Source organism: Bacillus sp. EKM206B (assembly GCF_011066015.1).
Taxonomy (GTDB): Bacteria; Bacillota; Bacilli; order Bacillales; family Bacillaceae; genus Bacillus; species Bacillus velezensis.
This window is the reverse complement of record NZ_JAAMNL010000003.1, coordinates 263,108-289,093: the sequence shown is the minus strand read 5'-3', so window position 1 is coordinate 289,093 and position 25,986 is coordinate 263,108. Positions and strand designations below refer to the sequence as shown.

The 25,986-nt window shown below is 45.1% G+C and carries 29 protein-coding genes and 1 other annotated feature; of the genes, 23 read left to right on the top strand and 6 right to left on the bottom strand.

From position 1 onward, the window contains the following. Window positions 1-138: 138 nt before the first annotated feature. The 8 genes from cymR (at window position 139) to G9F50_RS07485 (ending at window position 6,904) form a co-directional block, all read left to right on the top strand. Window positions 139-555 carry a cysteine metabolism transcriptional regulator CymR gene (gene cymR / locus G9F50_RS07520; RefSeq protein WP_003152730.1) on the top strand — a complete coding sequence of 139 codons (417 nt, stop codon included), beginning with the start codon at window positions 139-141 and terminating at the stop codon, window positions 553-555. Between the two features lie 18 nt (window positions 556-573). Further along, a complete protein-coding gene (locus G9F50_RS07515; protein WP_060562666.1) occupies window positions 574-1,713 on the top strand; it encodes a cysteine desulfurase family protein in 1,140 nt (379 codons plus the stop codon). A 36-nt stretch (window positions 1,714-1,749) separates the two neighbouring features. Continuing rightward, window positions 1,750-2,865: a tRNA 2-thiouridine(34) synthase MnmA gene (gene mnmA / locus G9F50_RS07510; protein WP_012118077.1), complete on the top strand. Its 1,116-nt coding sequence runs from the start codon at window positions 1,750-1,752 to the stop codon at window positions 2,863-2,865. Between the two features lie 87 nt (window positions 2,866-2,952). Then, window positions 2,953-3,573 carry a tetratricopeptide repeat protein gene (locus G9F50_RS07505; protein WP_088461189.1) on the top strand — a complete coding sequence of 207 codons (621 nt, stop codon included), beginning with the start codon at window positions 2,953-2,955 and terminating at the stop codon, window positions 3,571-3,573. Window positions 3,574-3,591: 18 nt separating this feature from the next. Next, window positions 3,592-5,970, top strand: a complete 2,379-nt coding sequence (recD2, locus tag G9F50_RS07500; RefSeq protein ID WP_060562665.1) for an SF1B family DNA helicase RecD2 — start codon at window positions 3,592-3,594, stop codon at window positions 5,968-5,970. Between the two features lie 118 nt (window positions 5,971-6,088). Then, window positions 6,089-6,547 (top strand): PRC-barrel domain-containing protein, encoded by a 459-nt coding sequence (locus G9F50_RS07495; protein WP_007408205.1) that lies wholly within the window; start codon window positions 6,089-6,091, stop codon window positions 6,545-6,547. A gap of 12 nt (window positions 6,548-6,559) precedes the next feature. After that, entirely contained in the window at window positions 6,560-6,751 is a 192-nt protein-coding gene (locus G9F50_RS07490; RefSeq protein WP_003152738.1) for a hypothetical protein, read from the top strand. Window positions 6,752-6,772: 21 nt separating this feature from the next. Further along, a complete protein-coding gene (locus G9F50_RS07485) occupies window positions 6,773-6,904 on the top strand; it encodes a YrzQ family protein (RefSeq protein WP_003152741.1) in 132 nt (43 codons plus the stop codon). A gap of 35 nt (window positions 6,905-6,939) precedes the next feature. Here the strand turns inward: G9F50_RS07485 and G9F50_RS07480 are convergent, their stop codons facing one another. Genes G9F50_RS07480 through G9F50_RS07465 form a run of 4 tightly spaced genes read right to left on the bottom strand, consistent with a single transcriptional unit; the run spans window position 6,940 to window position 9,898 of the window. Then, window positions 6,940-7,596, bottom strand: coding sequence for an amino acid ABC transporter permease (locus tag G9F50_RS07480; RefSeq protein WP_012118075.1), 657 nt, complete (start codon window positions 7,594-7,596; stop codon window positions 6,940-6,942). A gap of 18 nt (window positions 7,597-7,614) precedes the next feature. Further along, complete coding sequence (locus G9F50_RS07475) at window positions 7,615-8,265, bottom strand: amino acid ABC transporter permease (RefSeq protein WP_032866635.1); 651 nt, start codon at window positions 8,263-8,265, stop codon at window positions 7,615-7,617. A gap of 56 nt (window positions 8,266-8,321) precedes the next feature. Next, window positions 8,322-9,149, bottom strand: coding sequence for a transporter substrate-binding domain-containing protein (locus tag G9F50_RS07470; protein WP_007408208.1), 828 nt, complete (start codon window positions 9,147-9,149; stop codon window positions 8,322-8,324). A gap of 20 nt (window positions 9,150-9,169) precedes the next feature. After that, on the bottom strand, window positions 9,170-9,898 hold the full coding sequence (locus tag G9F50_RS07465) for an amino acid ABC transporter ATP-binding protein (protein ID WP_060562664.1): 729 nt from the start codon (window positions 9,896-9,898) through the stop codon (window positions 9,170-9,172). A 219-nt stretch (window positions 9,899-10,117) separates the two neighbouring features. Here G9F50_RS07465 and G9F50_RS07460 point away from each other — a divergent pair, with 219 nt between their 5' ends. From G9F50_RS07460 to udk, 10 genes are all read left to right on the top strand, one after another. Next, the gene (locus G9F50_RS07460; RefSeq protein WP_007612803.1) at window positions 10,118-11,179 is read left to right on the top strand and encodes an AI-2E family transporter; all 1,062 of its coding nucleotides are present in this window, start codon (window positions 10,118-10,120) and stop codon (window positions 11,177-11,179) included. A 43-nt stretch (window positions 11,180-11,222) separates the two neighbouring features. Beyond that, window positions 11,223-11,430, top strand: a binding site (T-box leader). A gap of 80 nt (window positions 11,431-11,510) precedes the next feature. Beyond that, window positions 11,511-14,147 (top strand): alanine--tRNA ligase, encoded by a 2,637-nt coding sequence (gene alaS / locus G9F50_RS07455; protein ID WP_060562663.1) that lies wholly within the window; start codon window positions 11,511-11,513, stop codon window positions 14,145-14,147. 84 nt (window positions 14,148-14,231) lie between these two features. Beyond that, entirely contained in the window at window positions 14,232-14,498 is a 267-nt protein-coding gene (locus G9F50_RS07450) for an IreB family regulatory phosphoprotein (RefSeq protein ID WP_003152749.1), read from the top strand. Window positions 14,499-14,506: 8 nt separating this feature from the next. Further along, window positions 14,507-14,923: a Holliday junction resolvase RuvX gene (gene ruvX, locus G9F50_RS07445; RefSeq protein ID WP_003152750.1), complete on the top strand. Its 417-nt coding sequence runs from the start codon at window positions 14,507-14,509 to the stop codon at window positions 14,921-14,923. 12 nt (window positions 14,924-14,935) lie between these two features. Beyond that, window positions 14,936-15,217, top strand: a complete 282-nt coding sequence (locus G9F50_RS07440) for a DUF1292 domain-containing protein (protein WP_003152751.1) — start codon at window positions 14,936-14,938, stop codon at window positions 15,215-15,217. A 110-nt stretch (window positions 15,218-15,327) separates the two neighbouring features. Next, window positions 15,328-16,419 (top strand): endolytic transglycosylase MltG, encoded by a 1,092-nt coding sequence (gene mltG / locus G9F50_RS07435; RefSeq protein WP_007408212.1) that lies wholly within the window; start codon window positions 15,328-15,330, stop codon window positions 16,417-16,419. 151 nt (window positions 16,420-16,570) lie between these two features. Then, a complete protein-coding gene (locus tag G9F50_RS07430) occupies window positions 16,571-17,224 on the top strand; it encodes an O-methyltransferase (protein WP_007612793.1) in 654 nt (217 codons plus the stop codon). A 6-nt stretch (window positions 17,225-17,230) separates the two neighbouring features. Further along, window positions 17,231-18,160 (top strand): peptidase U32 family protein, encoded by a 930-nt coding sequence (locus G9F50_RS07425; protein ID WP_007408214.1) that lies wholly within the window; start codon window positions 17,231-17,233, stop codon window positions 18,158-18,160. Window positions 18,161-18,177: 17 nt separating this feature from the next. Continuing rightward, entirely contained in the window at window positions 18,178-19,446 is a 1,269-nt protein-coding gene (locus G9F50_RS07420) for a peptidase U32 family protein (protein ID WP_003152759.1), read from the top strand. 6 nt (window positions 19,447-19,452) lie between these two features. Then, window positions 19,453-20,085 (top strand): uridine kinase, encoded by a 633-nt coding sequence (udk, locus tag G9F50_RS07415; protein ID WP_099566984.1) that lies wholly within the window; start codon window positions 19,453-19,455, stop codon window positions 20,083-20,085. A 64-nt stretch (window positions 20,086-20,149) separates the two neighbouring features. On the opposite strand, the gene G9F50_RS07410 is transcribed toward udk, so the two are convergent. Further along, window positions 20,150-21,310: a site-specific integrase gene (locus G9F50_RS07410; protein ID WP_053574415.1), complete on the bottom strand. Its 1,161-nt coding sequence runs from the start codon at window positions 21,308-21,310 to the stop codon at window positions 20,150-20,152. A gap of 307 nt (window positions 21,311-21,617) precedes the next feature. Here G9F50_RS07410 and G9F50_RS07405 point away from each other — a divergent pair, with 307 nt between their 5' ends. Next, window positions 21,618-22,799, top strand: a complete 1,182-nt coding sequence (locus G9F50_RS07405) for an AimR family lysis-lysogeny pheromone receptor (protein WP_165417724.1) — start codon at window positions 21,618-21,620, stop codon at window positions 22,797-22,799. Window positions 22,800-23,170: 371 nt separating this feature from the next. On the opposite strand, the gene G9F50_RS07400 is transcribed toward G9F50_RS07405, so the two are convergent. Further along, window positions 23,171-23,560 carry a helix-turn-helix domain-containing protein gene (locus G9F50_RS07400; protein ID WP_015387909.1) on the bottom strand — a complete coding sequence of 130 codons (390 nt, stop codon included), beginning with the start codon at window positions 23,558-23,560 and terminating at the stop codon, window positions 23,171-23,173. 169 nt (window positions 23,561-23,729) lie between these two features. Here G9F50_RS07400 and G9F50_RS07395 point away from each other — a divergent pair, with 169 nt between their 5' ends. Genes G9F50_RS07395 through G9F50_RS07380 form a run of 4 tightly spaced genes read left to right on the top strand, consistent with a single transcriptional unit; the run spans window position 23,730 to window position 25,985 of the window. After that, a complete protein-coding gene (locus G9F50_RS07395) occupies window positions 23,730-23,921 on the top strand; it encodes a helix-turn-helix domain-containing protein (RefSeq protein WP_041481796.1) in 192 nt (63 codons plus the stop codon). Between the two features lie 40 nt (window positions 23,922-23,961). Further along, window positions 23,962-24,279, top strand: a complete 318-nt coding sequence (locus G9F50_RS07390) for a hypothetical protein (protein ID WP_041481795.1) — start codon at window positions 23,962-23,964, stop codon at window positions 24,277-24,279. 13 nt (window positions 24,280-24,292) lie between these two features. Continuing rightward, window positions 24,293-25,171 carry a conserved phage C-terminal domain-containing protein gene (locus tag G9F50_RS07385; protein WP_165417723.1) on the top strand — a complete coding sequence of 293 codons (879 nt, stop codon included), beginning with the start codon at window positions 24,293-24,295 and terminating at the stop codon, window positions 25,169-25,171. After that, on the top strand, window positions 25,155-25,985 hold the full coding sequence (locus G9F50_RS07380; protein ID WP_165417728.1) for an ATP-binding protein: 831 nt from the start codon (window positions 25,155-25,157) through the stop codon (window positions 25,983-25,985). The genes G9F50_RS07385 and G9F50_RS07380 overlap by 17 nt, the downstream gene beginning before the upstream one ends. The last annotated feature ends 1 nt before the right edge of the window (window position 25,986 follow it).

The window sequence follows — 25,986 nt, the reverse complement described above, 5'->3', positions numbered from 1 at the left end:
TTGCGGCGGGCCCCGTGTTTCAATGAAAATTAGGATAAGTTATGTTATAATAACAGTTGGTCTATAAGATACTAAACAGATTATTCATATCCATTTACTTGTATAAATTAACAATTAGAATTGACTGGGGTGTTCATATTGAAAATATCGACAAAGGGAAGATACGGGCTCACCATTATGATTGAATTGGCGAAAAAGCACGGAGACGGTCCGACGTCGCTCAAAAGCATCGCCCAAACAAACAGCCTTTCTGAGCATTACTTGGAACAGCTTGTATCACCGCTCAGAAACGCCGGACTCGTAAAAAGCATCAGAGGCGCTTACGGGGGGTACGTACTCGGGGGCCAGCCTGAAGAGATAACGGCCGGAGATATTATCAGAGTGCTGGAAGGGCCGATCAGCCCGGTAGAAGTGCTTGAGGATGAAGAGCCTGCCAAGCGGGAGTTATGGATCCGCATCCGCGACGCTGTAAAAGACGTGCTGGACAGCACGACGTTAGAAGACCTTGCGAGCTACACGGACGGCGAGCAGGAAGCTTATATGTTCTATATTTAAACCAGAGGTGTACAGACAATGGAACGGATTTATTTAGATCATGCCGCGACTTCCCCGATGGATGAGCGTGTGCTCGAAGAGATGAAGCCCCATTTCTTCGGCAGTTTCGGCAACCCGTCAAGCATTCATTCATTCGGGAGAGAATCCCGGAAATGGGTCGATGAAGCGAGAGCGGACATCGCGCGCGAAATCAGTGCGAAAGAACAGGAAATTATTTTCACAAGCGGCGGCACAGAGGCTGATAATTTAGCGATTTTCGGAACGGCTGCCGCCCGGAAGAATGAAGGAAAGCATATCATTACGACCGCTATTGAGCATCATGCTGTATTGCACGCCTGCGAAAAGCTGGAAGAAGACGGCTTTGAGGTGACATACCTCATCCCCGGCCCTTCAGGACGGATCAGTGCAAATCAGGTGAAAGAAGCGCTCCGTGATGATACAATCCTTGTTACCGTCATGTATGGCAATAACGAAGTCGGTACCATTCAGTCGATTGACGAAATCGGAGAGCTGTTAAGCGGGCATCAGGCCTATTTTCACACAGATGCCGTCCAGGCATTCGGTTATATGCCGATTGACGTGAAAAAAAGCAGAATTGACATGCTGTCTGTTTCCGGTCACAAGCTTAACGGGCCTAAAGGGACAGGCTTTTTATATGTAAATCAAGAGGTGAAGCTGTCACCGATTCTTCTCGGGGGAGAGCAGGAACGAAAGCGCCGCGCGGGGACGGAAAATGTACCGGGCATCGCCGGCTTAAGAGAAGCGGTCGTCCTTTCAAACCGTGAGAGGGAAGAGAAAACAGCGAAGTATAAGGAGTTTAAGAACATCATCATGACAACGCTGGAAAAATCCGGCGTCACAGCGGAGGTGAACGGAGATGCCGAGAAATGCCTGCCTCATATTTTAAACCTTTACTTTCCCGGCGTGCCGGTGGAAGCGCTGCTGGTCAATCTTGACATGGAAGGCATTGCCGTCTCCAGCGGATCTGCTTGTACAGCGGGATCCGTTCTTCCGTCCCATGTGCTTACGGCCATGTTCGGAAGTGAGAGCGGCAGGCTGACTTCGTCAATCCGCCTCAGCTTCGGCCTCGGCAATACGGCGGAACAAATCGAAACAGCCGCCGAAAAGCTTGCCGCCGTCGTTAAACGGCTTGCTTAAAACGGCGGACTTACGTTTTTAATGGAGTGAATGCAAATGGAAAAACGGCCGGAGGATACAAGAGTCGTAGTCGGCATGTCCGGCGGCGTGGACTCTTCCGTGGCGGCCCTTCTGCTGAAGGAGCAGGGCTACGATGTAATCGGAATCTTTATGAAAAACTGGGATGATACGGACGAAAACGGTTTTTGCACGGCGACGGAAGATTATGAAGACGTCATCCGGGTCTGCAACCAGATCGGAATTCCGTATTATGCCGTCAATTTTGAGAAGCAATATTGGGAAAAGGTATTTCAATATTTCCTTGATGAATATAAAGCCGGAAGAACCCCCAATCCGGATGTCATGTGCAATAAAGAAATTAAGTTTAAGGCTTTCTTGGATCATGCTCTGTCACTCGGCGCGGATTATCTTGCGACGGGCCATTACGCCCGCGTGGACAGAAGCGCAGGTACAGTGCGCATGCTCCGCGGTCTGGATGAAAACAAGGACCAGACTTATTTTCTGAATCAGCTCAATCAGGAACAGCTCAGCAAAGTCATGTTCCCGATCGGTGATCTGCAAAAAAGCCGCGTGCGGGAAATCGCCAAAGAAGCGGAACTTGCGACAGCTGCGAAAAAAGACAGCACGGGAATCTGCTTTATCGGCGAACGCAACTTCAAAACGTTTCTCAGCCAATATCTCCCCGCTCAGCCGGGCGATATGATGACAATGGACGGAGAAGTAAAAGGGCGTCATGACGGTCTGATGTATTATACAATCGGACAGCGCCACGGTCTTGGAATCGGCGGAAGCGGCGAGCCGTGGTTCGCCGTCGGTAAAGATCTTGAAAAAAACATTCTGTATGTTGATCAAGGATTCCATAATCCGCTTCTGTATTCTGATAAGATCACGGCGACAAATGTCAGCTGGACGCGTCCCGGTCTGATGGACGGCGGCGAAATGACATGCACGGCGAAATTCCGCTACCGTCAGGAAGATCACAAAGTAACGGTGAAAATGACGGGTGATGATGAAGCGGAAGTCATTTTTGACGGGCAGGTACGCGCCGTTACGCCGGGACAAGCCGTCGTTTTTTATGACGGAGAAGAGTGCCTCGGCGGCGGAACGATAGATGACGTTTATAAAGACGGAACAAAACTGTGGTACGTATAACACATGTAAAAAACCTCAACTCGCATGTTGGGGTTTTTTAGCGAAAGGAAGTTAAAAATGGATTATAATAAAATCGGGATTGACGCCATGCAGGAGGGCGATTTTGAAAAAGCGGCAGAGGCTTTTACGAAAGCGATTGAGGAAAACGGGCAAGATCCGGTGCCATATATCAACTTCGCAAATCTGCTTTCTTCTGTGAACGAACTCGAACGGGCGCTTGCATTCTATAACAGAGCGCTCGAATTGGACAATTCGGCGGCAGCCGCTTATTACGGTGCGGGAAACGTATATGTGATGAAAGAATCGTTTTCCGAAGCGAAGGATATGTTTGAAAAAGCGCTTCGCTCCGGAATGGAAAACGGAGATTTGTTTTATATGCTGGGGACCGTTCTCGTTAAATTAGAGCGGCCGAAGCTTGCACTGCCATATTTGCAGCGTGCCGTTGAATTAAACGAAAATGACACGGAAGCACGCTTCCAGTTCGGAATGTGCCTCGCAAACGAAGAAATGCTGGATGAAGCTCTGGCGCAGTTTGAGACGGTGATCGAGCAGGACCCAAGCCACGCGGACGCATTTTATAATGCCGGGGTCGCTTACGCGTACAAAGAAAATCGTGAAAAGGCGCTTGAGATGCTGGAAGGCGCAATCGGCATACAGCCTGATCATATGCTTGCGCTTCATGCGAAACAGCTTATCACCCAGTCATAACAAAAGGAGGGAAGGCTCGTGGATCAGCTGAACATCGAAGAACAGCCGTATGTAAAAGGCGTCATTCATACGGTCATTTATCATAATGACACCAACCTGTATACAGTGCTGAAAGTCAAGGTTGCAGAAACGTCTGAGGCGATCGAAGACAAGGTCGTATCCGTAACGGGCTACTTCCCTCTGCTGCAAGAAGATGAGACCTACACATTTTACGGAAAAACCGCCACGCATCCTAAGTTCGGCCTGCAATTTCAGGCTGAACACTTTAAAAAAGAAATTCCGACCACAAAAGAAGGGATCATTCACTATTTATCAAGTGATCTGTTTGAAGGAATCGGAAAAAAAACAGCGGAAGAAATCGTCAAAAAGCTCGGAGACGGCGCGCTCAATAAAATTCTGACGGATGCGTCGGTGCTTTACGATGTGCCGAAAATGTCGAAAAAGAAAGCGGATAAGCTTGCCGGAGAGCTGCAGCGGCATCAGGGGCTTGAGCAGATTATGATCTCTCTGAACCAATACGGTTTCGGGCCCCAGCTATCCATGAAAATATATCAGGCCTACGAAACGGAAACACTGGAGAAAATTCAGGAAAATCCTTATCAGCTTGTAAAAGACGTTGAAGGCATAGGCTTTGTGAAAGCTGACGAGCTGGGCGGAAAAATGGGTCTGTCAGGAAACCACCCGGAGCGGATCAAAGCGGCTATCTTATATACAATTGAATCGACCTGTCTTTCAGAGGGCCATACGTACATAGAAACAAAGCAGCTGATAATCAATACGCAAACGCTCCTGAATCAGTCAGCTGAAGGCGGCCGCGTCACGGAAATGGATACGGCTGACGGCATCATCGCCCTCGGGGAGAGTAAGGATATCGTCATAGAAGGAGAACGCTGCTATTTTCCGTCCTTGTTTTACGCGGAACAAAACGTCGCAAAACGCGTGCTCGACATTGCGGCTCAGACGGAGTATGCCGATCAATTTCCTGAATCGGAATTTCTGCTTGCACTCGGTGAACTGGAAGAACGGATGAATGTTCAATACGCACCAAGCCAAAAGGATGCCATTCAAAAAGCGCTGTCTTCACCGATGCTTTTACTGACCGGAGGACCCGGGACGGGGAAAACGACCGTTATTAAAGGAATCGTGGAATTATACAGTGAACTGCACGGAGTATCGCTTGACCCCGGTGATTATAAAAAAGACGAGGCGTTCCCGGTGCTGCTTGCCGCGCCGACGGGAAGAGCCGCAAAACGGATGAGCGAATCTACGGGTCTGCCGGCTGTTACGATACACAGGCTGCTCGGCTGGAATGGCGCTGAAGGCTTTACCTACAATGAAGATCAGCCGATAGAAGGGAAACTGATCATTATAGACGAAGCGAGTATGCTCGATATCTGGCTCGCCAGCCATTTGTTTAAGGCGCTTCCTAAGCACATTCAGCTCATTGTCGTCGGTGATGAAGACCAGCTTCCTTCAGTAGGACCGGGGCAGGTGCTCAGAGACCTTTTGGCTTCTGAGGTGCTGCCGACCGTGCGCCTGACAGATATTTACCGTCAGGCTGAAGGATCATCCATTGTGGAACTTGCGCATGATATGAAAAAAGGACTGCTTCCAAAGGGGCTGACCGCGCCGACAAAGGACCGCTCATTTATCCGCTGTAATTCTTCACAGATTAAAGAAGTCGTGGATCAGGTCGTCTCGAACGCGTTAAAAAAGGGGTATACCTCCAGGGATATTCAAGTGCTGGCCCCGATGTACAGGGGAAAAGCGGGAATTAACGAGCTGAATATGCTTCTTCAAGACATCATGAATCCGCCGAAAGAAAAAAGGCGGGAGCTGAAATTCGGAGATGTCGTCTACAGGACGGGCGATAAAATATTGCAGCTTGTCAACCAGCCGGAAAACAATGTGTTTAACGGCGATATTGGCGAAATCGTATCCATTTTTTATGCCAAAGAAAATACGGAAAAAGAAGACATGGTCGTCGTCTCATTTGACGGCAACGAAATCACCTTTACGAAAAAGGATTTCAGCCAGTTTACCCACGCTTACTGCTGTTCGATTCATAAGTCGCAGGGAAGCGAATTCCCTATTGTCGTCCTGCCTGTCGTCAAAGGCTACTATCGAATGCTCAGGAGAAATCTGCTTTATACCGCCATAACAAGGGCGAAAAAATTTCTGATTCTTTGCGGAGAAGAAGAAGCGCTTGAATGGGGCGTCAAAAACAATGATGCCACCGTCAGACAGACGTCGCTTAAAAACAGGCTCACAGAGCAGACTGAAGAGATGGATGCAGAACTGGCCGCCCTGCAAAAAGAGCTGCCGTTCAGTGTATATGATGCGAACATCGGAATGGAAGGCATCACGCCGTTTGACTTTATGGAAGAAAAAGCGTAAATAAAACCCGGAGCATAAACATGCGCCGGGTTTTCGCCTGTGGAAGTCATTTCAAAGTATGCTGCCCGGCTTCTTGGCAAAACCTATACGTGTTCAACAAAAGGTGGTTGATCACACTTTGAGAACATGCCATGCAGCTGAAGGACGAACAGTATATGACGAAAACACCGGGCGCAGTCTCGGGATGATATCGGATGTATGTTTCTCTCTGGACGGCCGGTTTCTCGGTTTCGTGCTGGAGCAGAAACGCCTGTTTCATAACCGCCATCTTTTTTTAGAGGCAAGTGATATAAAAGAGATGGATCAAGAAGCCGTAGCTGCCGGTCATGCTCATTTGCAGCCTTTGCCGAAGAGCTGTTTCACCTTTGAACAGATTAAGATGCAGCCGGTGAAATCGCCTGATGGTGAAATGTTCGGTTTGCTGGAAGATGTATACTTTTGTTTGGACAGGGGCATAATCGTAGCATATGAACTCTCGGACGGCTTCTTTTCAGATCTGGCTGGCAGACGCCAAGTGCGCCGCGCCGCCGATACGCTTATTGAAGCGGGGAAAGAAGGCATCGTCCTGAACGGATAAGAGGTGTAGTCTGTGCTTGTATGTCCGAACTGCAAAAGTAAAGATATCGGCAAAATCGGCGTAAACCAATACTATTGCTGGGGCTGCTTCATTGAGCTGACGGTAGCCAAAGGCAAAATTGCGACACATCAAGTAGAGGAAGACGGCACGTTAAGCAGTCTTGATGATTTGTTTTCTGAAGACGAACGCAGTATCAATTTTTAAAGTTGAAAGGAGATACGCGCGATGGGCAGAACAATGACCTCTCTGTTGGCTTTAGGAGCTGGAGCCGTTATGTATCGTATGGCTTCTCAGTCCGATATGCTGAATAAAAAAGGTATGAAACGGATGAGAAGACGAGTCATGAAAATGTTTTAAGCAGAAAAAAGGATACTTCTCCGGAAGTATCCTTTTTACGTTTGTCTCGCTTCCAGCCGTCTGGCTGCGAGAGACAGGCAGTAATTGACCGCGAAATACATCAGGGCCGCCAGCAGAAAGATCGGGAAAAAATATCCCCCGTCAGCGCTTTGTCCGTTTAAAATCTGCGCGTTATGAATCAGTTCGGGCAGAGCGATGACGACCGCAAGTGACGTATCCTTTAATAAGGAGATAAACTGGCTCACAATCGGAGGAACCATACGCCTGAGCGCCTGCGGCATGACGACGAGAAAAAGAGTCTGCGTGTACGTCAGTCCTGAAGAACGCGCCGCTTCAATCTGTCCTTTGTCAACGGATTGCAAACCGCTTCTGATGATTTCTGACAGCATGGCCGATTCAAAAATCGTCAGCGCCGTGATGGCGGCCGCGGTAATTTCCAGTTTGATCCCGATTTCCGGTAGGGCAAAAAACGTAAAGAAAATGATTAATAACAGCGGCAGGTTGCGGATGGTTTCCACAATGGCCGCTATAATGCCCGAGACGATAGGAATTTTCGCATAGCGCAAAGTGCCGGCGGCAAGCCCGAAAATAAAACTCAGGACAATGGAGATCAGCGCAACATAAAGTGTGACCAAAAAGCCGTCCCATAAAAACAGCAGATGGTCAGGTGTATAGGCGCCGCTAAAATCCATGTTTTTCACTCTCCTTCTCTAATAACTCTTTCCGAGACGTCTTTCCAAATAGTGAACCCCGATGCTGAGCGGGATCGTTACTATCAAATAAAAAAGCGCGACGAAAATATAGACATCAAACACGACAAGAGTGCTTGAGGAAACGAGATCCGCCTGATACATCAAATCGAGTCCCGCCACCACTCCGAGTATTGATGAGTTTTTGACAAGGTTGAGAAATTGGTTTCCGAGCGGTGGAATCACGATTTTTACGGCCTGAGGAAGAATGACGTATCTCATCGCCTGACTGTAGGTGAAGCCTGACGATCTGGCCGCTTCCATCTGCCCTTTGGAGACAGTCTGAATTCCGGCTCTGATGGCTTCTGCGATAAAGGCCGACGTGTATATCGTCAGCGCAATCGTTCCCGCCTGAAAGCCGTCCAGTCTCAGCCCGGCGTTCGGAAGTCCGAAATAAAAAACGAATGTGATGAGGAGAAGCGGGATGTTGCGGATAAATTCCACATACGCAGTGCCGATCCATTGAAGGGGTTTGAAAGCCATGATTCTCATGACTGCGATCAGAACGCCCAGCGCAAAGCTGCCTGCCAGCGCGATGAAGCTCGCAAGCAATGTGTGCAGGAAACCGTCCATATACATATCGAAGTTTTCCGTTAAAATTGAAAAGTTCATCTATGTCACTCCTTATAAAACGGGGATGAGCATGCCTGCTCATCCCGCGGTCCTTTCTATTTTGCCGGTTCTTCTTTAATCCATTTTTTATAGATTTTTTCGTACCTGCCGTCGGCTTTCATTTTTTTCAAAGAGGCGTTGATTTCCTTGATGAGTCCGGATTGGCCTTTTTTGACGGCGATTCCGTAAGGTTCATCGGTGAAGGTTTCGCCTGTCAGCTGATATTGTTTATTTTCATCTGCCATGCCGTATAAAATCGCATTATCGGTTGTGAGCGCATCTCCCTGTCCTGCTTTAAGCGCAGTGAACGCTTCGGCGTAATTTTCAAATTCCAGCACTGAGGCGTCAGGCGCTTTTTCTCTGATGTTTTGTGAGGAAGTAGAGCCTTTTACCGCCAATACTTTTGAGCCTTTTCCCAGGTCTTCGGTGCTTTTGATGCTGCTTCCTTTTTTGACGAGCAGGGATTGCCCCGCTTCAAAATAAACATCTGAGAAATCAACTTCTTTTTTCCGCTCATCCGTTATCGTCATCGTGGCGGTGATGGCATCGATATCGCCGTTTTGCAGCATCGGAATTCTCGTTTTTGACGTCACTTCTTTAAATTCCGCTTTCTTCTCATCCCCCAGAATATCTTTTGCGAGCTGTTTTGAGATATCAATATCGAAGCCTTCAATATCACCGGAGCTTGGGTTTTTCAGCCCGAATAACCTCGTGTCGGTTTTGACGCCGAAGATGATTTTGTCTCTGTCTTTAATAGAGGCTAACGTGTCTTTTCCCGTTCCTTTTGAATCTCCGGACGTTTCTTTCCCTCCGCAGGCGGCCAGCATAAAGACGGCCAGCAGTGATATCAATCCGAATGACAGCCATTTTGTTACGCGTGACATAAGCGCTCCTCCGTTTCTTTTCAGTGATTTAAAATACGGCTTAAGAATAAACGCGCCCTCTCTTCACAGGGGCTTTCGTAAAATTCAGCCGGTGCAGCTTCTTCTAAGATGGCTCCGCCGTCGATAAACACGATGCGGTCCGCCACTTCTTTTGCGAATCCCATTTCATGTGTGACGACTGCCATGGTCATGCCTTCCTTTGCGAGTGTTTTCATGACATCCAGCACTTCCCCGATCATTTCCGGGTCAAGCGCGGATGTGGGTTCATCAAACAGCATAATTTCGGGCTTCATCGCAAGCCCCCTGGCGATGGCGACACGCTGCTGCTGGCCGCCCGAAAGCTGTGAAGGATAAGCGTCCGCTTTTTCCGGTATACCGACTTTTTTCAAATAGTATAAGGCCGTTTCTTTTGCTTCTTCTTTTGATTGCTTAAGCACTTTGATCGGTGCGAGCATGATGTTTTGCAGAACGGTTTTGTGCGGGTACAGATGAAAATGCTGGAACACCATGCCGATATTGCGGCGGACCTTATTTATATCCGTTTTCTTGTCATGGATGGAGACGCCGTTTACCGTTAAGGCGCCTCCATCAACTGTTTCCAGCTGATTAATGCAGCGGAGAAGCGTGCTTTTTCCCGATCCTGAAGGTCCGATGATAACGACGACTTCCCCTTTTTTAATGTGCAGATTAATGTTTTTCAGCACGTGGAAATGTCCGTAGTGCTTATTTACATCCTGAAATGAAATCATGGCCATCCTCCTTAAAAAACATGAGTCATATTGACTGGACAGTTTTTGAAATCCTTTAACACATTACGATGGTTATACAGATTTTTATGAATATTATTTAGATTATTTCGTAATTTCTGATAATTATTTCCGTCAAGAGGTCTGCGTCATAAGGCGGAGTTTATGAAACGGGAATAATTCCGGCTTTCTGTCAAAAGATAAAGCAAGAGGTGAAACGTCATGCTTCAAAAACCGCTGCAGCTCTTAATGTGGACGGCTGTATGTCTGCTCGTTTTGTTAACAGTGTATGTCTTTTGCATGCTCGATATGTTATGGTCTCCCATTTGGCTTGTTATAAAATCTCTCTTTATTCCTATATTCATCGCAGTATTTATTGCTTATCTTTTACTTCCGATTACTGAATGGCTTCATAGAAAAGGGATGCCTAGAACTTTAAGCCTGCTTCTGATTTATTGCCTGTTTTTCGGCGGAATCGGCTGGGGGGTTTATAAAGGGGTTCCTGTTTTAATTGAACAGCTGCAGGATCTGTCTGAGAGCATTCCCGGTCTTGCCAAAAACTACAACAGCATGCTGAAGCACCTGCATAATCACACGGATCATTGGCCTGACGGCATGCACCACCGAATGGACAAAATGATTCAGCAGACAGAAACGTTTCTTGCCGGCACGATTGAAAGCACGATCAGAAGCATCCGTTTCGTGCTTGATTATATCCTGATCGCGGCGACGATTCCTTTTCTCGTGTTCTATATGGTGAAGGATATAGACGTCATGAAAAAGACAGTCTGGTATTTGACGCCGAAGTCCTGGAGAAAAAGGGGGAGTGAATTTCTGCGGGATGTGGACGACTCTCTCGGTGATTACATCCGCGGTCAGCTTCTCGTTTGTTTTTTGCTCGGGCTAATAGCCGGCGTTTCATTTTGGCTGTTCGGGCTTCCTTACCCGCTGATTTTGGGCCTTGCCATCGGGATTACGAATGTCATCCCGTATTTCGGTCCGTTTATCGGCGCTGTACCGGCGCTGCTCCTTTCGCTGGCGATTTCTGCTAAAGCTGTGATCATCGTAATCGTCACGATTTTTATTCTGCAATTTATAGAAGGAAACATTTTGAGCCCGCTTATTGTCGGGCGCAGTCTCAGAATGCACCCCGTCGTGATCATGCTGGCGCTCCTTGCCGGCGGAGAGCTCGCGGGCATTCCCGGCATGATTCTCGCTGTTCCGGCGGCAGCCGTTTTAAAAGTGACGGCCATACACTTTTTGCGGATCAGGACGGAACATTGACATTCGGGTTCTGCTTGTCTATAATTTCGAGTAGAATACATACGAATCTCGAGTGACGGATATGAGTACGCCGAAGCCCTGTTTAAGAGAGAAGCTCCGATACGCTGAAAGGAGCTTCAGCAGAAGATCGGCGGAAGCTAATCCTGAGTGCAGTTAAAGGCTGCCGCAGTCCTGCGTTACGGGATGAAAGGTGACAGGCCTTTTTCGGCCTGTAATCAGGGTGGTACCGCGAGACAGCTCTCGTCCCTGTGTGAACGCATGGTTTGCATAGGGAGAGAGCTTTTTTGCTGTCGCAAAAGAGAATTTCGGGTAGTGATAAGGAGGAATATAGATGAAACACTTAACTTCTGCTGAAGTGCGTCAAATGTTTTTAGATTTCTTTAAAGAAAAAGGCCATGCCGTTGAACCGAGCGCCTCATTGGTTCCGCATGAAGATCCGTCTTTATTATGGATCAACAGCGGCGTTGCGACGCTGAAAAAATACTTTGACGGCCGCGTTGTGCCGGAGAATCCGAGAATTGTAAACGCGCAAAAATCAATCCGAACAAATGATATTGAAAATGTGGGGAAAACGGCGCGCCACCACACGTTCTTTGAGATGCTCGGAAACTTTTCCATCGGTGATTATTTTAAAGAAGAAGCGATCACGTGGGCATGGGAATTTTTAACGAGCGAAAAGTGGATCGGCTTTGATCCGGAGCTGCTGTCTGTAACGGTTCACCCTGAGGATGAAGAAGCTTATACGCTATGGGCGGAAAAAATCGGCGTTCCGGAAGAAAGAATCATCCGTCTGGAAGGGAACTTCTGGGATATCGGCGAAGGCCCGAGCGGACCGAATACGGAAATTTTCTATGACCGCGGCGAGAAATACGGCAATGACCCGTCAGATTCTGAATTGTATCCGGGCGGCGAAAATGATCGCTATCTTGAAGTGTGGAACCTGGTATTCTCAGAGTTCAACCACAACCCGGACGGCACATACACACCGCTTCCGAAGAAAAACATTGATACGGGCATGGGGCTTGAACGGATGGTCTCCGTGATTCAGGATGTCCCGACAAACTTTGACACTGATTTGTTTATGCCGATTATTGAAGCAACAGAGCGCATTTCCGGAGATGCTTACGGAAAGGATGCAGTGAAGGATACGGCCTTTAAAGTGATCGCCGATCATATCAGAACGGTCGCATTTGCGGTAAGCGACGGGGCGCTGCCTTCGAACGAAGGGCGCGGGTATGTACTGAGACGCCTCTTGCGCCGGGCAGTGCGATACGCGAAAACCATCGGTATCAGCCGTCCGTTTATGTACGAGCTAGTACCGACTGTTGCAGGAATTATGGACGCTTTCTATCCGGAGGTGAAAGAAAAGCAAGAGTTTATCGCCAAAGTCATCAAAACGGAGGAAGAGCGCTTCCACGAAACATTAAACGAAGGTCTGGCCATTTTATCCGACGTGATAAAGAAAGAGAAGGAGAAAGGCAGCGGCATCATCTCCGGAAAAGACGTATTCAAACTGTACGATACGTACGGATTCCCGGTTGAATTGACGGAGGAATACGCGGAAGATGAGCAAATGACGGTTGACCATAAAGGCTTTGAAGCCGAAATGGAAAAACAGCGTGAACGGGCGAGAAATGCGCGCCAAGATGTAGGAAGCATGCAGGTTCAGGGCGGCGCATTGCGCGATATTACCGCAGAAAGCACATTTGTCGGCTACAGTGCCGTAAAAGCTGAAGCGAAGGTAATCGAGCTTCTTCATGACGGGCAATTAATCAGTGAGGCGCATGAAGGGGATACCGTCCAAATCCTTCTTGACAAAACGCCTTTCTATGCTGAAAGCGGCGGACAGATCGGTGACAGAGGAGTGCTGAGAAGCGAGCAGGCTGTCGTAACCATTAAAGACGTGAAAAAAGCTCCGAACGGTCAGCATGTACACGAAGGCACGGTGGATAGCGGCACGATTCAAAAAGGTGCAAGCGTGACGGCTGAAGTTGAAGATCAAATGAGAAGCGGCGTGGTGAAAAACCATACGGCTACCCACCTTCTGCACCAAGCGCTGAAAGACGTTCTCGGCACACATGTCAACCAAGCGGGTTCACTCGTTACCGAAAACCGTCTGCGTTTTGACTTCTCTCATTTCGGTCAAGTGACGAAAGAAGAACTTGAACGCATTGAAGGAATCGTCAACGAAAAAATCTGGGAGAGCATTCCGGTAGCGATTGATTTGAAACCGATCAATGAAGCGAAAGAAATGGGCGCGATGGCCCTGTTCGGCGAGAAATACGGCGATATCGTCCGCGTCGTACAAGTCGGAGATTACAGCCTTGAGCTTTGCGGCGGATGCCATGTCACGAATACGGCAGAAATCGGCCTGTTTAAAATCGTATCCGAATCAGGGATCGGCGCAGGGACGCGAAGAATTGAAGCCGTAACAGGAAAAGGCGCTTATCAGGAAATGAACAGCCAGCTCAGCCTTCTGCAGCACGCTGCGGACGAGCTGAAATCAAACGTAAAAGACGTACCGAAGCGAATTCAGTCTCTTCAAGCGGAGCTGAAGGAAGCGCAAAGAGAAAATGAATCATTGCTCAGCAAACTCGGCAATGTGGAAGCCGGAGCCATTCTGTCTAAAGTAAAAGACATCGGCGGCGTAAAAGTGCTGGCTGAAAAAGTAAATGCGAAAGACATGAACCACCTTCGCACTATGGTGGATGATCTGAAAGCGAAGCTCGGTTCTGCGGTCATCATTCTCGGCGCCGTGCAAAATGAGAAAGTCAACCTTTCAGCAGGCGTGACGAAAGACCTGATCGAAAAAGGCCTTCATGCCGGCAAAATGGTCAAACAAGCGGCTGAAGTCTGCGGAGGCGGAGGCGGAGGCCGTCCGGACATGGCGCAGGCCGGCGGAAAGCAGCCTGAAAAATTGGAAGAGGCGCTCGCATCTGCGGAAGATTGGATAAAATCCGTTTTATAATCCTTTCAAGTAGTGTAGAATGATGATAAGATGAGGACCTCAGGCTGAACTTTGCCTGCGAATTTGGGAAAGAGGTGCAAAACGGTGAGCTCGTTTGATAAAACGATGAAATTTAATTTCTCCGATGATTCTGCTGAAACAAACGTCGAAGAAGTGCTGATTACGGTATATGATGCGCTTCAGGAAAAGGGGTACAATCCTATCAACCAGATTGTCGGATACTTGCTGTCTGGAGATCCTGCATACATTCCTAGGCATCGCGACGCCCGGAACTTAATTCGCAAACTGGAACGTGACGAATTAATCGAGGAATTGGTAAAATCCTATCTAGAACAGCATAAAGAGGCGTAAATACATTCATGAGAATATTGGGACTTGATCTTGGAACGAAAACACTCGGCGTAGCTTTAAGCGATGAAATGGGCTGGACCGCTCAAGGCATTGAGACGATAAAAATAAACGAGGCTGAAGGAGATTACGGTCTGGACCGTTTATCCGAGCTGATGAAAGACTATAATGTAGAGAAGATCGTGCTCGGTTTTCCGAAAAACATGAACGGGACGATCGGTCCGAGAGGCGAAGCCAGCCAAACATTTGCGAAACTGCTTGAAACAGCGTACAATGTCCCTGTTGTGCTGTGGGACGAGCGTCTGACGACGATGGCGGCTGAAAAAATGCTGATCGCGGCTGACGTCAGCAGGCAAAAACGAAAAAAAGTCATTGATAAAATGGCGGCTGTCATGATCCTTCAAGGATATCTGGACAGTTTAAACTAAGAGGTGAAAAAAATGGAACACGGCGAAAAACACATTACAATTGTCGATGATCAAGGCAACGAACAGCTTTGCGAAGTGCTGTTCACATTTGAAAACGACACATTCAACAAATCTTACGTACTTTATTATCCGATTGATGCTCAAGACGATGATGAAATCGAAATTCACGCTTCAAGCTTCGAACCGAACGAAAATGGTGAAGACGGCGAACTGATGCCGATTGAAACCGATGAAGAGTGGGAAATGATCGAAGAAACGCTGAACACGTTTTTAGCGGAAGAAGACGAAGAATAAAATGAACGGAAAAAGCCGGAGCGCATATGCGCTTCGGCTTTTTTTTGTAATAAATTGCCGAATGGACATGAATCATGTAGTATAAGAGCTGTTGGGAGGAAAATACTTGTATGAATATCAATCAGACTAAACATTCATTTCCGCGTAAAAACAAAAAAACGACGATAATACTGTCCTCCGTGATCGCTCTGCTTATCATCATTTGCGGTGCTTTTTTCTATGGAAAATCTTTGCTGTCTCCGGTTGACAAAGGCAGCAAAACGGCAGTCAATATTAATATTCCGAGCGGTTCTTCCGTTTCGGCAATCGCTGAAATTCTTGAGGATCAGCATGTCATCAAAAGCAAAAAAGCATTTCAGCTGTATGTGAAGTATAAAGGCGCTTCCGGGTTTCAGGCGGGATTTTACCACCTGAATAAAGGAATGGATGCGGATGCGATTATCAAAAAACTGACCGCGGGATCAACGGGATATGCCTTTCAGATCTCCGTTCCTGAAGGAAAACAGCTTACACAGATTGCGGATGCGATCGCAAAAGAAACATCATATTCAAAAGAAGAGATCATGGCGAAACTGGATGACAAAACATTCATCGGCAAACTGAAGAAACAGTTTCCTGATACGATAACGGACGCACTTTCAAACAAGAAGCTCAAGCATCCGCTCGAAGGCTATCTGTATCCGGCCACATATCCGTTTAATGATCCGGATGCATCGCTTGACACGATTTTGACGGCAATGGTTCAGGAAACAAACACCCGTATCGAAACGTATAAATCTGAACTGGAAAAAAAGAAACTTTCCGTCCATAACGCGCTGACAATGGCATCGCTAATTGAAGAAGAAGCCACCGCCAAAGCCGACCGTCACAAAATCGCCAGCGTTTTTTACAACAGGCTCGAAGAAAAAATGCCGCTGCAGACTGACCCGACGGTATTATATGCGGCCGGTAAGCATAAAAGCCGGGTCTACTACAAAGACCTGAAAATTGATTCTCCGTTTAATACGTATAAACATAAGGGGCTGCCGCCGGGACCGATTGCAAATGCCGGTGATTCATCATGGGAAGCGGCTCTCCGCCCTGACAAAACGGATTATCTCTATTTCCTTGCAAAATCAAACGGCGAGGTTGTTTTCACCAAAACATTAAAAGACCATAATAAAGCGAAGGAAAAGTATATTTCCAAAAAAGACAGCGAATAAAAGGAGGGCAAAAGCTCTCCTTTTATTCCATTCTGAAAGGTTTTATGATAAAATATATCGGGTTGTTTACTTATGGATAAAGAAGTGTCTTAAGAGAGTGTCCCCGCGGATTCGTCAGGGGCACTCCTTTTTAGAACGGAGGCTGTTTGCCGTGAATGATCGGTATGAACAAATAAACGAGTATATAAACGCGATGCTGAAGCCTCGGCCTGATAAAGTGAAAAAGCTTGAAGCCTATGCAAAAGAGCACCATGTTCCGATTATGGAAGAAGCGGGCATTGAAGTGCTGCTTCAAATGCTGTCGATTCAACAGGCGAAAAACATTTTGGAAATCGGCGCGGCAATCGGATATTCCGCCATACGGATGGCGCTTGAGCTTCCGGATGCGAATATTTACACGATTGAACGGGACGACAAACGCTATGAAGAAGCTGTGAACAATATAAAAGACTTTGAAATGGAAAACCGGATTCACGTAATGCACGGGGATGCGCTGGAACTTTCTGAGTCTGTCCGTGTCACGGCTCCTTATGATGCCATTTTTATCGACGCGGCCAAAGGCCAGTACACGAACTTTTTTGAGCTCTATGAACCGATGCTTGCGCCGGATGGAGTCATTTTTACGGACAATGTTCTGTTTAAAGGGCTGGTGGCACAAAATCACTCGGACATTGAGCCGAAAAGAAGACGGAAGCTTGTTGAAAAAATTGATCAATATAACCAATGGCTGATGGACCGGCCTGACTATCAAACGGTCATACTGCCGGTCGGAGACGGCATCGCCATCAGTAAAAAGAAGAGGTGAAGGATCATGAAAAAACCTGAACTTTTGGTGACTCCGACTTCTGTACAGGATATTCTTCCGCTCATTCAAGCGGGCGCAACGGCCCTGTTAGTCGGAGAACAGAGATACGGCCTGAGACTGGCCGGTGAATTTTCAAGAGAAGATATAAAAGAAGCCGTAAAGACAGCTCATCAGGAAGGCGCGAAAGTGTACGCCGCCGTCAATGCTATTTTTCACAACGAAAAAGTGGACGAGCTGAACGGCTATCTTGCCTTTTTGCAGGAGGCCGGCGTTGATGCGGCTGTTTTCGGTGATCCGGCCGTTTTAATGGCGGCGCGTGAAGCGGCTCCCGAGCTTAAGCTGCATTGGAGCACGGAAACAACGGGAACCAACTACTATTCCTGCAATTACTGGGGACGCAAAGGCGCACGGCGGGCAGTGCTGGCTAAGGAATTAAATATGGATAGCATCATTGACATAAAAGAAAACGCCGAAGTGGAAATTGAAATTCAAATCCACGGCATGACGTGCATGTTCCAATCGAAGCGTTCTTTAGTGGGCCATTACTTCGAATACCAGGGTAAAGTCATGGACATCGAACAGAAGAAAAAAGAAGCGGGGATGTTTCTGCATGACAAGGAACGGGGCAATAAATACCCGATTTTTGAAGATGAAAACGGCACGCACATCATGAGCCCGAACGATGTGTGCATGATTGATGAATTAGAGGACCTGATGGACGCCGGCATCGATTCTTTCAAAATCGACGGAGTTTTGAAGTCTCCTGAATACTTAACTGAAGTGACCCGCATGTACAGAGAAGCAATCGATTTGTGCTTCGAAAGCCGAGAGACATACGAAGAGAAAAAAGAGAGCTGGATAGAGCGGATTGAAAGCATTCAGCCTGTGAACAGAAGCATCGACACAGGATTCTTCTTTAAAGAAACGGTCTATTAAAAAGGAGGGTGCAACGGATGACAGCCGTAAATCAAACCATTTCCAAAGTCGTAAACGGAAAACGCGTCATTACGAAAAAACCTGAACTCCTTGCTCCGGCAGGAAACCTTGAAAAATTAAAAATTGCCGTTCATTACGGAGCGGACGCGGTTTTTATCGGAGGACAGGAATACGGACTCCGCTCAAATGCGGATAACTTTTCAATAGAAGAAATCGCAGAGGGCGTAGAATTTGCCAAAAAATACGGGGCAAAAATATATGTGACAACAAACATTTTCGCCCATAATGAAAATATGGACGGTCTGGAAGAATACTTAAAAGCGTTGGGAGACGCAAAAGTTGCCGGAATTATCGTCGCTGATCCGCTGATTATTGAAACATGCCGGAGAGTGGCCCCGGACGTAGAAATTCACCTCAGCACACAGCAGTCCCTTTCCAACTGGAAAGCGGTGCAGTTCTGGAAAGAAGAAGGGCTTGACCGCGTGGTGCTTGCCCGTGAAACGAGCGGACTGGAAATTAAAGAAATGAAGGAAAAGGTGGATATTGAAATCGAAACCTTTATCCACGGCGCCATGTGTATCGCTTATTCAGGCCGATGCGTGCTGAGCAATCACATGACGGCCCGGGATTCCAACCGCGGCGGCTGCTGTCAGTCCTGCCGCTGGGATTATGATCTGTATCAGACAGACGGTGCAAACGCGGTCGCGCTCTATGACGAAGAAGACGCTCCGTTTGCGATGAGCCCGAAAGATTTAAAATTGATTGAATCCATTCCGCAAATGATCGAGATGGGCATCGACAGCCTGAAAATTGAAGGCCGGATGAAATCAATTCATTACGTTGCGACGGTTGTCAGCGTGTATCGCAAAGTCATCGACGCATACTGCGCTGATCCTGAAAACTTTGTCATTCAAAAAGAATGGCTGGATGAGCTGGACAAATGTGCAAACCGGGATACCGCGCCTGCTTTCTTTGAAGGCACGCCCGGGTATGAAGAGCAGATGTTCGGTGAACACGGAAAGAAAACAACATTTGATTTTGCCGGTCTCGTGCTCGCGTATAACGAGGAAACTCAAATGGTGACGCTCCAGCAGCGCAATTTCTTTAAACAAGGTGACGAAGTGGAATTTTTCGGTCCTGAAATCGACAATTTCACATTCACAATCGGCACTATTTGGGACGAAGACGGAAACGAGCTTGATGCTGCCCGCCATCCCCTGCAAATCGTTACATTTAAAGTAGACAAAAAGATTTATCCGAGCAACATGATGAGAAAGGGGAAGTAATCACCAATGGGTAAGAGTCCTGTAGTTATAGGCATCGCAGGAGGTTCCGGATCAGGAAAAACAAGCGTCACCCGTTCCATCTATGAACAGTTTAAAGGACACTCGATTTTAATGATCCAGCAAGACCTTTATTATAAAGACCAAAGCCATCTTCCGTTTGAAGAAAGGCTGAACACAAACTATGATCACCCGCTCGCATTTGATAATGACTATTTAATCGAGCATATTCAGGAGCTTTTGAATTACCGGCCGATAGAAAAGCCGATTTATGATTATAAACTGCATACGCGTTCTGAGGAAACCATTCCGGTTGAGCCGAAGGATGTCATTATTCTGGAAGGCATTCTCGTTCTCGAAGATAAAAGACTTCGCGACCTCATGGATATGAAACTTTATGTCGACACGGACGCTGATCTCCGTATCATCAGACGGATTATGAGGGATATTAACGAAAGAGGCCGCTCGATCGATTCTGTCATTGAGCAGTATGTGTCCGTCGTGAGACCGATGCACAATCAGTTTGTTGAACCGACGAAACGCTACGCGGACATCATTATTCCGGAAGGCGGGCAAAACCACGTCGCAATTGATCTGATGGTCACGAAGATTCAAACGATCCTTGAACAAAGCTTGATATAAAAGGGTTGTGGGCATGCGTATCAGCTTTATAAAATGCGCATGCCCACAATTTGCCCACGTTTTTTTAAAAGATTTCATTCGCCATAGCGTTAAATTGGACGATAGATGCAGTTTTTTTATCTTTCATGATATGCGAATAAATGTCGAGCGTTGTTTTTGCAGAGGAATGTCCTAGGCGTCTTTGAGCTTCTTTAATATCAATCCCAGCATCAATCATCAAAGCTGTATATGTGTGTCTTAAATTATGCGGAGTGATTTTTTTCACTCCTGCTTTTTTTATATAAGTGGCCATTCGATAATTGAAGTTTCTTGCCGGTTCGGGCTGACCTGTATGATCAGCGAAAACAAAGTCTTCATCAACGTAATTGCCTCGTTTCTCCTCTTTTATTCGTTCTTGTACATGCTTCAAAACACGTAATTGATTAATGACTTGAGGCGGAACCGGTACGTTACGGATAGATGATTGAGTTTTAGGCGGCATCATTTTATATTTCCCTCTTAACCCATTCTTTTGGAACAAAGTGAATCTGACCCGGATAATAGACTCTTCAAAGTCAATTTTGTCCCATTTGAGGGCCACAGCTTCGCCTATACGCAAACCGGAATACACCAGTAGCAAAAACATCGCTAAATCTTGAGGCCTCCCTTTCCGTTTTACAGCGTTCAGATATGCTGTTATCTCCTCCTTTTCCCAAAATTTTATATCTGCAAGATCTTCATCAACTTGTTTTGAAGAGGTGTCTTTTGTGGTTTTAGGAATTTTCACTTCTTTAATTGGGTTATATCTGAAGTAGGAGTCTTTAACAGCTTGATCCATAACCATCTTAATTACGTGATGAACCCCAATAAGTGTGTTCTTTGCATATTGCGGCGCTATATCATTCAGAAAATTACGGTATATTTTTTCATTGACGCTCTTTAATTTATAAGCCCCTAAGTGCTTCTTTAAAATGATTAAACTATCATGTCTTGTTTTCCAAGAGCTTTCTTTGACGGTGGGCTTATAATCTTCAAACCATTTATCAAGGTAAGTGGCCAGTCTAATATTATCATCCTTTTCAAAAAAATCTTGATCAATGTTGATTTCAGCTTGAGCGGCTGCAACCATAGCTTCTTTTTTAGTCCTGAAGCCTTTCTTTGTTTTTTCGCGTCTTTTGTTCGTGATGGGATCATAGTATGTAATTCTGTATTCCCAATTGTCTCCGCGTTTTCTATAACTCGCCATTGATCCTATCCTCCATTTTTACTTAAATTCACTTTATTAATATTATTATGCAACTCAATCGGATATTTTTGTAGAGTAAAGTTATTTTCACTCGTGATTAGTTCAATTAAATTAAAAGCTTGTTGCCATGTGATAACCTGTAAAAATTCTTACTGAATATATAACTTTAGTAAGAATTATGGTATAATAGAGAAAAATATGAATATTATTCTTATTCGAAATTATCGTTCTTTTTTTGATGCTTTCGTCAATTATCGACAATGTTTTTCTTCTGGACGTGATATATTAATTTGAAGTGGTGATTAATATGAATAGATATAAATTTGATGTTAGAGGGCATTTGAAGAATATAATTGAGTCAAAGGAAGAACCGCAAAAACAAATTGCTGATAAAATTGGAATCAGCGCTTCGCATCTCAGTAAATTCCTTAATGGGCAAGAAATCGCCTTGTGGATGGTACTGGAAATCGTTCGCTATCTTGATAAGGATAATGAAATTGAAATAATGCGCCAGTGCTGCTATGAAGCAACAAAAAAGAATATAAAAACTGCATTTGAATATGCACACTCAAAAAAACTCGATTCGATGACTACTCATTTGATAGGGGAAACAATTAATGGTAGCAATCGAGAGCTGAGGGAATGGGCTTTAGTTTATGGCTGGCAGCTTGAGTCAAAGTATTCCCGTGTCTATAGTGAAGTTGAATATCTTGAGAAGTTAAAACCATTGAAGCCTAGTTCACAAGATTTAAAAACCCTCTTGTTAATTTTAGAAATGCTATGTTTTTATTATAGTGGAAAATTTGATCTTTCTTTGCATTATGTCGAGAAGATTCACGATATGCTGCCAGAAATAAAAGACCCTTTTATTCAAAAGGCATTTTTAAGTAGGACGGATGAAGCTCTTGCTAACATGTATCTTAAATTTAGAAATAATAAAGAACAGGCCCGGGAAAGAGCCGCGAAATTAATCGAAAGAAACTTCAGTGTGAATTCAGTAACAAATGGATTTTTCATTTCAGGGTTATCGTACTTCTATGAGTCTTATGACAATGCAGCTTATTATTTTAAAAGAGGGATAGAACTTAATAACTCTCGAGATAGGTATTTTGTTGCCAATGATCTAAGAGAGCAACTGGCGATTTTAAACATGTTTTGGGAAAGACCTGTGTCAAAAAAGCTTATCGTATCTGAATTCATAAAAAATGTAGTTAGACAGAATAACTTGGAACAATATTATGATTATGAGGTATACTCTGCATTAGCTTTTTACTTTGATGGAAAGAAAGAGAAGAGCATAGAGAAATTGCTCCTCTCATTACATATATTCTGTGATAAAAAAGACTACTTCAGAGCAAATTTACCAAAAATAGAGTTGCTAAAATTGGGGGTTGATTATAATATTATAAAGAGGGAGGTGAATATTAGTGAAAAAGACTGTCATAGGGATAGCAATAACATTAGTGATAGTATTAGCCTTTGCTTTTAGTACAGCAAATTCTAATACTGAACACAATGAACCACAACCTTTGCAGAATCCTGGAAACACCAAACAGTTAGCTGATCCACCGGTGGGCATGAGTTACAAAGTTGTAGAGCCGAAAATCACAAAAACTGAAAAAACTATATTTTATTAAAAAAGACGTTGCCAAAATTATAGGCATCGTCTTTCGTGTTTTTAAGAAGGATTTCCTGTTTTCAAAAAATGAAAAACAGGAAATCCTTAGTTGCCGATTTATTTTTAATCATCAATGCATTATAATAGAACAAAAGTTCGCATAAAGGGGATTGCATAAAATGAAGACAGATATTTCACTCGATGAATTTTTGGAGAAAATAAAGCAATTAGCCGACCAAGAATCAATCAGTATCAGAACTGCCCTTTGATTTTCTGTATGCTTTTAGGACTTCTAACATCACATTTATTTCGTCGTCGGAAACTTCTTTGCCATCAAGAGTTATATTATAATTTTTCCTAAGGTTTTCAATTGACAAGTCTTTTTCAAACGCTAATTGTTTTTCTTCTTCCGAGAAATGTTCTATATTATCTAAGTCTGTAAAAAAATAAGAGCGATCAACAGAAAAAAAGTCTGCAATTATATCCAGCTTTTTCATTGAGGGGTCTTGCAATCCTCTTTCGAGTTTGGATAGATAGCTTTTAGAGATACCTATTGCTTCAGCGGCTTCAACTAATCCAAGACCTTTTTTTTCACGCAAGATTTTTATATTTTTTCCTATGTTTTTATTCAAAAAATCACCTTATTTCTCCCGTTTATTAACGTATAATCACTATAGTCATTATACCATCGAGAGTTGACAAATAATACACAAAAAACTATAAAGGGGGTTGCAAAGGAGAAAACAAGATGTTATATTTTATTTAGTTTCCTGACGGGAAACCAAGAGAGAGGTGAAGAAAATGAATTTCTCTAAATTTAGAAGTAAGATTAAAAGCATCAGAGGTGAACAGACTGTAAGGGAGTTTGCTTCTCATTTGGGTTTTTCTCCATCTTTCATATCTAAAATCGAAAATGGGAAAGTTAATCCAAGTCTTAATAGCATTGAAAAAATTTCTAAAAAGCTCGACATTCCAATGAGCGATTTTTTTTGAAATTAGGTTTCCTGAAAGGAAACTAGAGGAGGTATAAACATTGAAAATCGAACTTGAACAATCAGATATCGACACAATTACAAGCGAAGTAATCACAAATGTCAGCGCAGCGCTGGTTCCTAAAATTCAAGAAATGATCATGGTACTGTCTGCACAGGATCAGTTGCTAACAAAGAAGGAGGTTTACGAAGGGATACTTAAATGTACTGCTGCTACCGCGGAAGAGTTGTATTTCAGTAGGCCGGACTTTCCTTCGTTTGAACCACCTCAGCGCCCAGGCGGGGCAAAAACCCAGCGAAGATTTTCGCGACGTGCTGTTGAGGCTTGGATCGCAAAGAACTGCATTTCGAACGCATAAGGAGGGGGAGCAAATGGCTAATTTCCGACAAGTTTATGTGGAATTTTGGCAAGACCCAAAAGTATTAGAAGAATTAACACCGGAGGATAAATACTTTTATTTGTATCTTTTAACTAACCCAAACACCACCCAAATAGGTGTTTACCGTATTACCAAAAAGCGAATGGCTTTTGATATGGGGTATTCACCCGAATCAGTAAACAGTCTTTTGGACCGGTTTCAACATCATCATAAGTTAGTCGTTTATAACTCAGAAACCAGAGAAATAGCGATTATCAAATGGGGAAAATACAACCTCAAGAAAGCCGGAAAGCCCATGATGGACTGCATCGAAAAAGAGTTAAAACAGATCGAGGATAAAACATTGCTTGAATTGATTTTTCCTCACATTCCTAATGACGCTATCAGAGAAGCATTTTCACGTTACGTGAACGATACGTACGACGATACGTCGTCGTGTAGTGGACAAGAAAAAGAAAAAGAAGAAGAAGAAGAAAAAGAATTAAAAGATATATTGTCGGGTAAACCCGACGACGCATCTTCTTCCAAAAACGAAAAGGACGAGATTCCTTACAAACTGATCATTGATTTGCTGAACAAAGTAGCAGGTACACGATACCGATCTAACACAGAGAAAACAAAAAAAGACATCAAAGCACGCTGGAACGAAGGTTTTCGTTTTGAAGATTTTAAACATGTCATTCTTGTAAAAACAGAGGAATGGCTCAATGATCCTGCTATGAATAAGTTTCTACGTCCTCAAACATTGTTCGGTACAAAATTTGAATCTTACCTAAACCAAAAAGGAGGATCGGCGCATGGAGGATTTTACAAAGGAGCGAGCAGCCGCAGTCCAGGGCGAAATATCTCGCAGGATGACATTCCATACTGATGAGCACGGTAACCCTGTTTACTGCGACAAACACACCCGGATAATCGGCGGAGAGGAAAAACCGTATCCAGTTCAGCTCATGGAACTTCGGGACGGCTCTGTAAAGTGTCCTATGTGCGAAAGGGAACAGCGCAACAAGGAGATTGAGCAAGAAGCTGAGGTTTGGCGCCGTCAGGTAGAGAGAAGGGTTCTTTCTACACACTCACTCATTGCCGATCCAACTCTGGAAAAGGCAACGTTTGAAACATATCACTGTTACAACCAAGAGGATGAACAGAACAAACGCCGGATGCTTGAACTGGTTGATCAGATCAAAGCGGGCGTAATCATGAACATATTTATAACCGGTGCGTCCAATGCCGGCAAAAGTCATCTGGCAATATCAGCGCTTAAAGAACTGAACAAAAAGAGTCAAGAAGCATATGCAAAATCAGCCCTTTTTGTTAATAGTGACGCGCTCATGCGGCGCATAAAAAATTCTTTCAACGATGATTCTGAAAAGCTTACGGAGTCCAAGGCAATCGAACTGCTTACACGAGTCGATTATCTCGTCATCGACGACTTGGGGAGCGAAGTGGGCGACACAGATAACGAGAAAAGGACAGCGCCTGATTTCATTCAGAGGGTCTGGTATGGGATCTCTACTGGCAGGCAAGGCAAGGTGACGATTGTAACAACAAACCTTACCGGATTGGCTTTAGCAAAGCTTTATGACAAAAAGACCGTCAACCGCCTTACAGCCCATCTTGAACAAATTGAGTTTGAAGAGGCGCAAAAAGGCAAAGGGCGCAAAACACCGGCTTCGCTGGTTTAAG

Bases quoted from the DNA above. Each gene is read 5' to 3' on its own strand.
- ruvX (WP_003152750.1), top strand. From the start codon at position 14,507: ATGAGAATATTGGGACTTGATCTTGGAACGAAAACACTCGGCGTAGCT.
- G9F50_RS07460 (WP_007612803.1), top strand. From the start codon at position 10,118: ATGCTTCAAAAACCGCTGCAGCTCTTAATGTGGACGGCTGTATGTCTG.
- G9F50_RS07485 (WP_003152741.1), top strand. From the start codon at position 6,773: ATGGGCAGAACAATGACCTCTCTGTTGGCTTTAGGAGCTGGAGCCGTT.
- mnmA (WP_012118077.1), top strand. From the start codon at position 1,750: ATGGAAAAACGGCCGGAGGATACAAGAGTCGTAGTCGGCATGTCCGGC.
- G9F50_RS07380 (WP_165417728.1), top strand. From the start codon at position 25,155: ATGACATTCCATACTGATGAGCACGGTAACCCTGTTTACTGCGACAAA.
- G9F50_RS07440 (WP_003152751.1), top strand. From the start codon at position 14,936: ATGGAACACGGCGAAAAACACATTACAATTGTCGATGATCAAGGCAAC.
- G9F50_RS07470 (WP_007408208.1), bottom strand. From the start codon at position 9,149: ATGTCACGCGTAACAAAATGGCTGTCATTCGGATTGATATCACTGCTG.
- G9F50_RS07505 (WP_088461189.1), top strand. From the start codon at position 2,953: ATGCAGGAGGGCGATTTTGAAAAAGCGGCAGAGGCTTTTACGAAAGCG.
- G9F50_RS07405 (WP_165417724.1), top strand. From the start codon at position 21,618: ATGAATAGATATAAATTTGATGTTAGAGGGCATTTGAAGAATATAATT.
- G9F50_RS07410 (WP_053574415.1), bottom strand. From the start codon at position 21,310: ATGGCGAGTTATAGAAAACGCGGAGACAATTGGGAATACAGAATTACA.
- udk (WP_099566984.1), top strand. From the start codon at position 19,453: ATGGGTAAGAGTCCTGTAGTTATAGGCATCGCAGGAGGTTCCGGATCA.
- mltG (WP_007408212.1), top strand. From the start codon at position 15,328: ATGAATATCAATCAGACTAAACATTCATTTCCGCGTAAAAACAAAAAA.
- G9F50_RS07515 (WP_060562666.1), top strand. From the start codon at position 574: ATGGAACGGATTTATTTAGATCATGCCGCGACTTCCCCGATGGATGAG.
- G9F50_RS07395 (WP_041481796.1), top strand. From the start codon at position 23,730: ATGAATTTCTCTAAATTTAGAAGTAAGATTAAAAGCATCAGAGGTGAA.
- G9F50_RS07480 (WP_012118075.1), bottom strand. From the start codon at position 7,596: ATGGATTTTAGCGGCGCCTATACACCTGACCATCTGCTGTTTTTATGG.
- G9F50_RS07465 (WP_060562664.1), bottom strand. From the start codon at position 9,898: ATGATTTCATTTCAGGATGTAAATAAGCACTACGGACATTTCCACGTG.
- G9F50_RS07475 (WP_032866635.1), bottom strand. From the start codon at position 8,265: ATGAACTTTTCAATTTTAACGGAAAACTTCGATATGTATATGGACGGT.
- alaS (WP_060562663.1), top strand. From the start codon at position 11,511: ATGAAACACTTAACTTCTGCTGAAGTGCGTCAAATGTTTTTAGATTTC.
- G9F50_RS07425 (WP_007408214.1), top strand. From the start codon at position 17,231: ATGAAAAAACCTGAACTTTTGGTGACTCCGACTTCTGTACAGGATATT.
- G9F50_RS07420 (WP_003152759.1), top strand. From the start codon at position 18,178: ATGACAGCCGTAAATCAAACCATTTCCAAAGTCGTAAACGGAAAACGC.
- G9F50_RS07385 (WP_165417723.1), top strand. From the start codon at position 24,293: ATGGCTAATTTCCGACAAGTTTATGTGGAATTTTGGCAAGACCCAAAA.